At 40.1% G+C, this 5,722-nt stretch carries 8 protein-coding genes; 7 read left to right on the top strand and 1 reads right to left on the bottom strand.

What is annotated here, in order from left to right:
• From ROSEINA2194_RS02485 to ROSEINA2194_RS02465, 5 genes are all read left to right on the top strand, one after another.
• Window positions 1-454, top strand: a 454-nt coding sequence (locus tag ROSEINA2194_RS02485; RefSeq protein WP_007882994.1) for a sensor histidine kinase, incomplete at its 5' end; no start/stop codon positions are given.
• Between the two features lie 218 nt (window positions 455-672).
• Window positions 673-1,599 (top strand): ABC transporter ATP-binding protein, encoded by a 927-nt coding sequence (locus ROSEINA2194_RS02480; protein ID WP_044926981.1) that lies wholly within the window; start codon window positions 673-675, stop codon window positions 1,597-1,599.
• The gene (locus ROSEINA2194_RS02475; RefSeq protein WP_007882992.1) at window positions 1,592-2,377 is read left to right on the top strand and encodes an ABC transporter permease; all 786 of its coding nucleotides are present in this window, start codon (window positions 1,592-1,594) and stop codon (window positions 2,375-2,377) included. The genes ROSEINA2194_RS02480 and ROSEINA2194_RS02475 overlap by 8 nt, the downstream gene beginning before the upstream one ends.
• A gap of 2 nt (window positions 2,378-2,379) precedes the next feature.
• Complete coding sequence (locus ROSEINA2194_RS02470; RefSeq protein ID WP_007882991.1) at window positions 2,380-3,159, top strand: ABC transporter permease; 780 nt, start codon at window positions 2,380-2,382, stop codon at window positions 3,157-3,159.
• A 7-nt stretch (window positions 3,160-3,166) separates the two neighbouring features.
• Window positions 3,167-3,628 (top strand): hypothetical protein, encoded by a 462-nt coding sequence (locus tag ROSEINA2194_RS02465; protein WP_007882990.1) that lies wholly within the window; start codon window positions 3,167-3,169, stop codon window positions 3,626-3,628.
• 182 nt (window positions 3,629-3,810) lie between these two features.
• Here ROSEINA2194_RS02465 and ROSEINA2194_RS02460 read toward each other — a convergent pair whose 3' ends face one another.
• On the bottom strand, window positions 3,811-4,050 hold the full coding sequence (locus ROSEINA2194_RS02460; protein WP_007882989.1) for a DUF6061 family protein: 240 nt from the start codon (window positions 4,048-4,050) through the stop codon (window positions 3,811-3,813).
• Window positions 4,051-4,369: 319 nt separating this feature from the next.
• Between ROSEINA2194_RS02460 and ROSEINA2194_RS02455 the strand changes: the two genes are divergently transcribed.
• Together ROSEINA2194_RS02455 and ROSEINA2194_RS02450 are read left to right on the top strand one after the other, a co-directional pair.
• A complete protein-coding gene (locus ROSEINA2194_RS02455; RefSeq protein WP_007882987.1) occupies window positions 4,370-4,789 on the top strand; it encodes an Imm63 family immunity protein in 420 nt (139 codons plus the stop codon).
• 289 nt (window positions 4,790-5,078) lie between these two features.
• Window positions 5,079-5,567, top strand: a complete 489-nt coding sequence (locus ROSEINA2194_RS02450; protein ID WP_007882985.1) for a pyridoxamine 5'-phosphate oxidase family protein — start codon at window positions 5,079-5,081, stop codon at window positions 5,565-5,567.
• Window positions 5,568-5,722 lie beyond the last annotated feature (155 nt).

Here is a 5,722-nt window from a genome sequence, read left to right as displayed (position 1 = left end):
GATCCAGAGTGTTGAGGTTGCAGAGCTGACAAGAAATATTCTGATCGACTGGATACCGATTTTTGAGGATAAACAGGTTGATTATGACATTGATATTCCTGAACAGCCTGTCCGGGTAAGATTGGATATGGACAGCTATATGAGGATTGTCAATAATCTCATTCAAAATGTAATCGCTCACAGCCATGCAGATAAAATCAAAATTGCCCTGTCAAAGAAGGAAAATAACATGGAGCTGCTGCTGGCGGATAATGGAGTGGGAATTGAGAAGGAAGATTTGAAACACATTTTTGAACGGCTTTATAAGTGTGATAAAGGACGCTCTGAAAAAGGCAGCGGACTTGGTCTTTCTATTGTCCATCAGCTTGTAGAAAAGATGGGTGGGAGTATAACAGTTGAAAGTTTGCCGGGAAAAGGAACTGAATTTATGTTGCTTTTTCCTTTGGAGAGTTAAGCGGGTTCCCGTCTTTATGGCGGGAGCCTTACTTATTTTCAGAAGTCTTTTAGAAAATGGCATGGGAACCTTCTCAATCCCCAAACGGATTGAGAAGTAGCGGAATAGGATTTGCATTGCAATTCCTATTCCTTAATTGCAAGGTTAATGCAAGGTTGCGGCAAGGTTAATGCAAGGTTGGCGTGATAGAATACCTTACAGAACAGGAGGTTTTGAATATGGACACAAATTACATCATTGAAACAAAAAATCTGACGAAGCAATATGGCTCACAAAAAAGTGTGGCTGACTTAAATATCCATGTGAAGCGTGGGAGAATTTATGGTCTGCTGGGCAGAAACGGAGCCGGAAAAACCACGACCATGAAAATGCTGTTGGGCTTAACGAAGCCGACTTCCGGAGAGGTCAAAATCTGGGGAAAGTCTTTACAGGGGAATGAAAAGAAGTTGTTGCCACGTATCGGTAGTCTAATTGAGTCCCCCGGCTTTTATCCCAATCTGACCGGCACAGAGAACCTGCGTATCTTTGCTACTCTGCGGGGCGTACCAAACAATCATGCCATCAAAGACGCTCTCGATTTGGTAGGACTGCCCTACAAAGATAAAAAGCTCTTTTCACAGTATTCTCTTGGTATGAAGCAGCGGCTTGCCATCGCCCTTGCCGTTATGCACGATCCGGAACTTTTGATTTTGGATGAGCCGATCAACGGTCTCGATCCCATCGGTATTGCAGAAGTACGATCCTTTATTCGAGAGCTTTGCGACGCAAGAGGAAAAACTATTTTGATTTCCAGTCACATTCTTTCAGAGATTTCCTTGCTGGCTGACGATATTGGAATTATCGACCACGGTGCATTGCTGGAAGAAGAAAGCCTTGCAGAGCTGGAGCAAAAAAGCAGTAAGCATATCCGGTTTACGCTCTCTGATACTGCACAGGCGGCAAGAATTTTGGAACGCAATTTCCATGAAAACCATTTTTCCATACAGGACGACCACAATCTGCGCCTGCACAATCTGGATCTGCCTGTGGGGAAAATTGTAACTGCCTTTGTAGAAAACGGATTGGAGGTATCGGAGGTGCATACTTGTGAAGAAAGTCTTGAAGATTACTTCAAGCGCGTGACAGGAGGCGAAGGAATTGCTTAAACTAATCAAATGCGAATTTTTGAAATTGAAACGGAAGAAATTTATTCCGCTTATTATTCTGGCTGCTTTCCTGTTCCCAATCCCGCTGACTTATCTGATGACAACGCCCTCTATGATGGAGCGATATACAGATCGGGCAGATGCTTTTGACGGACTATTTAACATGGTGTTGGGATATGGTATCCAGTTTTTACTGCCCTGCATTATTGGAGTGATTGCCGCTATCCTGTTCTTTATGGAACGCGACAACGATACATTCAAAAATCTGCGTACAATTCCCGTAACCAGCACGCAAATGGTGCTTGCAAAGATTATTGTCCTCTTTCTTTTTGGAATTGTTTTTTGTGTGGCTTCTACCATTGCAACAATTCTTTGCGGATTTGGAACATTAGAAGTTTATGGAATAGGCTATAAATTGTTTTTAGCGGTTGAAACAGGAATTTTCATTACGGCAGGAACACTCCCGTTGATTGTTCTTGTTGTCTTTTTCAGTAAGACCTATGTTTTTTCCATTTTGCTGTGCGTCTTTTACAGCGTTCTGAACATGAGTGCTACGGCATTGTTTGACACGCTGCCTAAAACCATGTTATGGCTTCTGCCCACGCCACTGACTACATTTTGGAGTGCAGGAGATATGGCGGCTCATGGAATAAAAATGGACTTGGAGCAAATGACAGGGCTAATTCCTTCAACATTTCAAGTTGTATTCATTCTTGGGATCATGGCATTGGTTTCGTTCTTACTAATTGACAGATTATATAAGCAGAGGGGGGAATAAACATGGTTCGCATTGTAAAAACAGAATTTTATAAATTGAAAAGGTATCATATCCTTTGGGCGGGCGTTGCACTCATGCTCCTATCCGTCCTGCTGACCTTGTTTACCTCTATGGCGAATGATGGTTCCGTTTGGGATTTCGCCTATCTTACAGAACAGGTCATCAAAAACAATATGTCCATGATTTTTCCGATGTGTATCAGCCTAATTGCTGGATATATGATTTCTCGCGAGCAGACGGATGATACATTGAAAAATATTCTGACTGTGCCGATCTCTTTTAAGAAACTGCTGACTGGAAAATTGATTGTGTGCGGCGTATTGTCTATTATTTTCGGGCTGATATGCAGTCTGTTTACAATCATAGCAGAAATGATTGTAGGATTTCCCGGCTTTGAGATTTCCTTAGCTCTAAAAGCAGCCTTGCAGATTACTGCGGTTAATTTCTTTTTATATCTTGCGGTTCTGCCGATTATCGCTCTTACTTGTCGGAGGGCAGGCAGCTTTTTAGTCGGTGTAATCATTGCTTTTGTCTATGGATATGGAGGGATGTTTGCCGCAGGAAATATGACATTAGCAAACCTTTATCCAATTACCGCAAGTCTCGGAATGGTAGGCTACCGTAGCTATGATACCGTAGTCAACTGGAATATCGGAACCTGTTCTTGCAGTCTTGTGCTTGCTGTCGTTATTTCTGCTATCTTGATTTTGTGCATGAAAGAGCGAGAAGCAACCCAAACAAAGAAAAAGGCCAAAAAGGTAGCACCAAAGAAAGGCTGGTGATGATTTTATGAAGAAAATAGTTTTAGCATTAACATTCGTCCTTGTGGGAAGTTTTATGCTTGCTGGCTGTTCAAAAGATGAAATTCTCAATCATTACAATAACATTATTCAGTCTGCGGGCTCCATAGAACTGACAGGGAAATCGTCACTGCAAGGGGAAAAAGAAAAAGGAATTGATGATTATACAGGGACTTATACGGCTGATTATGCGAACTTTTCAGGTACAGAGTATTTGTTCGGAGGAACTTCCATAAAGAGAGAAGCCGGTAAGGAGCTGTCCATTGATTGCACCTTGGAGATTACGGAAGGTACTGCAAAAGTATTTTGGATTTCTGGATCTGATGAAGCAGTCACTTTGATTGAAGCAACCGGAACTTATAGTGACACAATTACACTTCCTGATGGTGGAAATTATATCGGCATTGAATGTGAGAATTTCACTGGAAACATTGAATTAAATATTGAATAATACTCTGCCGGACGACGGCAAAAGAAAAAAGCCGTCGTAGAGCAGACAATTTGACACGCCCATTTGAAACGGCGGCTTTGATTTTCAGAGCCGCAGTTTCTTTGCGTTTACACAAACCTATGATGAATTTTCTGGAAATATTGTAGCTAATAGTGATTTAAACTGTTGTATTTGTTTAAAAATCAAAATATTTCTAATGAGTCTTCCGCATCTACCCACATCTGTAGATTTCCATCAAGATATAACCTTGCATATTCAAGAGGGTCATCAATGGCGAGTGCGTTTAATGCACAGTCTGATCCAGGTGTAGTCTTTAAATTCTTTTCAGCTTCCCAGCAGTCAATGCGAAGCATATAGCCGGCACTGGTATAAACATCAATGCTGTTGCACTGTGGATTGTATTCTGCAAATATTGTTCTCATCGTATCCCATCTCCTTATGATTCAATCAATCATTAATTGTAAAAATTAAGAAGCATTCCAATCAGTTCACCATGTCAGTTTTATTTTGTGTTATACTTTTTTATAGATTTTTCTTGCCCTTGTATTTTCCCTTATCAGAGTTCGTAAACTTATATGGGAAGATATAACACAAGGGAAACAATAAGGGAAAGCTCACCTGCGACAAATCCAGCGTTTTCAAGAGTTTACAGTGAATTTAACAACAAAATATAACAGTTATTAAATCTCTTAAAACAGGTGAAATCTCAATCAGAAGTTTTAGATTTGAGGTATAAATGGAATGAATGCTAAAGAGTGTATGATTGAAGCTGATAAATTGTTGCAAAAATGGAGTTGTTATTCTATAGAAAACAGAAGGTATATTGAGAAAATATTTAATGGTTCCAATAGGTATGACATGATGTTAAACGTAGATGTAATGCAGAAACAGGCAAAGATTTATGTATTGGAAAGAGGAGTGACAATTTATGAGTACAGAACAGAGAGGAAAGAGATTGTAATATATGCTGTTCTTCGTGATATTATTGGGATAATTTCCGATACATTTATACGCGATTCATATGTTGATGAAAAAGGATACCTGCATTTTACTGAAAATGTATCCAATTATAGAAAGAAAATAGCCGATGAGGCATTTTCATTAATGGGAGAGCCATATAATGAGTGGAATCGACAAGGGATTTTCTATTTGGGATTTTAACCGAAGTTTTGCGGGGGAATAAACGCCCAACTTTCAGTTAGTAGGTGTATCGCCATGCCGACACTCACAAGCTTGCGCTTGTTCGTTGTCGCGGCGTTCGCCGTATGCATCTGAACTCGAATATGTCTGCCTGTGAGCAAGCTTCCGTCAGCCAATTCGGCTCATCTGCGCATGGCTCATTGCTACGCGCAAAATTTCAGTTTGTAACATTCGGCAGTAGGGATCGAAGTGATGTTTGGGAAGAAGACAGCTATAAGAAAGAGCGGAAAGGAAAAAAGTAAGGAATTTTATGCGAAGAAGAGATAGAGAAGTAACAGATAGCAATGAAATAATACATATTCTTGATACGGGCAAGGTTTTGCACCTCGGTTTGGTAGATCAGGGAAAGCCATATATAGTTCCCATGAACTACGGCTATATTTTGGAAGGTAATAAGCTTGTATTTTATTTGCATGGGGCGTTAGAGGGGCGTAAGCTTGACATTATCAGAAATAATTCTGATTGTTGCGTTCAGATTGAGTGCGACGTACAACCATTTTCAGGTAAAGTTGCCTGCCAATATGGATGCAGCTACTATTCTTTTGATGGATTTGGAACGGCAAAGATTGTGGAAGTGCCGCAGGAAAAAATCAAGGCATTAAGTGTATTGATGAAAACACAAACGGGTAAAGATTTTGAGTTTAATGAAAAATTGGTTTCAATTGTTAGTGTTATTCGAATTGATTGTGATTATTATACTGCAAAGCACAGACCAGTGCCAGTGAATCCAATCGTGTAAAATGAAAGTTTCAGCACGTAGAAATCATCAGATAATAAGAAACGGTACATGAAATATGATAAGATAGTGAAAATAAGACATGGGTTAACATTGATTCTCAGGCACCGAATAAAGTGGTAAATGAATGGCTGATGAAACAGGGGTATGATTGCATT

It is taken from the genome of Roseburia inulinivorans DSM 16841 (assembly GCF_000174195.1).
GTDB classification, from domain to species: domain Bacteria; phylum Bacillota; class Clostridia; order Lachnospirales; family Lachnospiraceae; genus Roseburia; species Roseburia inulinivorans.
Note: the sequence above shows the minus strand (reverse complement) of the source record. Positions and strands in the feature narration are given on the sequence as shown.

Bases quoted from the DNA above. Each gene is read 5' to 3' on its own strand.
- ROSEINA2194_RS02480 (WP_044926981.1), top strand. From the start codon at position 673: ATGGACACAAATTACATCATTGAAACAAAAAATCTGACGAAGCAATAT.
- ROSEINA2194_RS02470 (WP_007882991.1), top strand. From the start codon at position 2,380: ATGGTTCGCATTGTAAAAACAGAATTTTATAAATTGAAAAGGTATCAT.
- ROSEINA2194_RS02465 (WP_007882990.1), top strand. From the start codon at position 3,167: ATGAAGAAAATAGTTTTAGCATTAACATTCGTCCTTGTGGGAAGTTTT.
- ROSEINA2194_RS02460 (WP_007882989.1), bottom strand. From the start codon at position 4,050: ATGAGAACAATATTTGCAGAATACAATCCACAGTGCAACAGCATTGAT.
- ROSEINA2194_RS02455 (WP_007882987.1), top strand. From the start codon at position 4,370: ATGAATGCTAAAGAGTGTATGATTGAAGCTGATAAATTGTTGCAAAAA.
- ROSEINA2194_RS02450 (WP_007882985.1), top strand. From the start codon at position 5,079: ATGCGAAGAAGAGATAGAGAAGTAACAGATAGCAATGAAATAATACAT.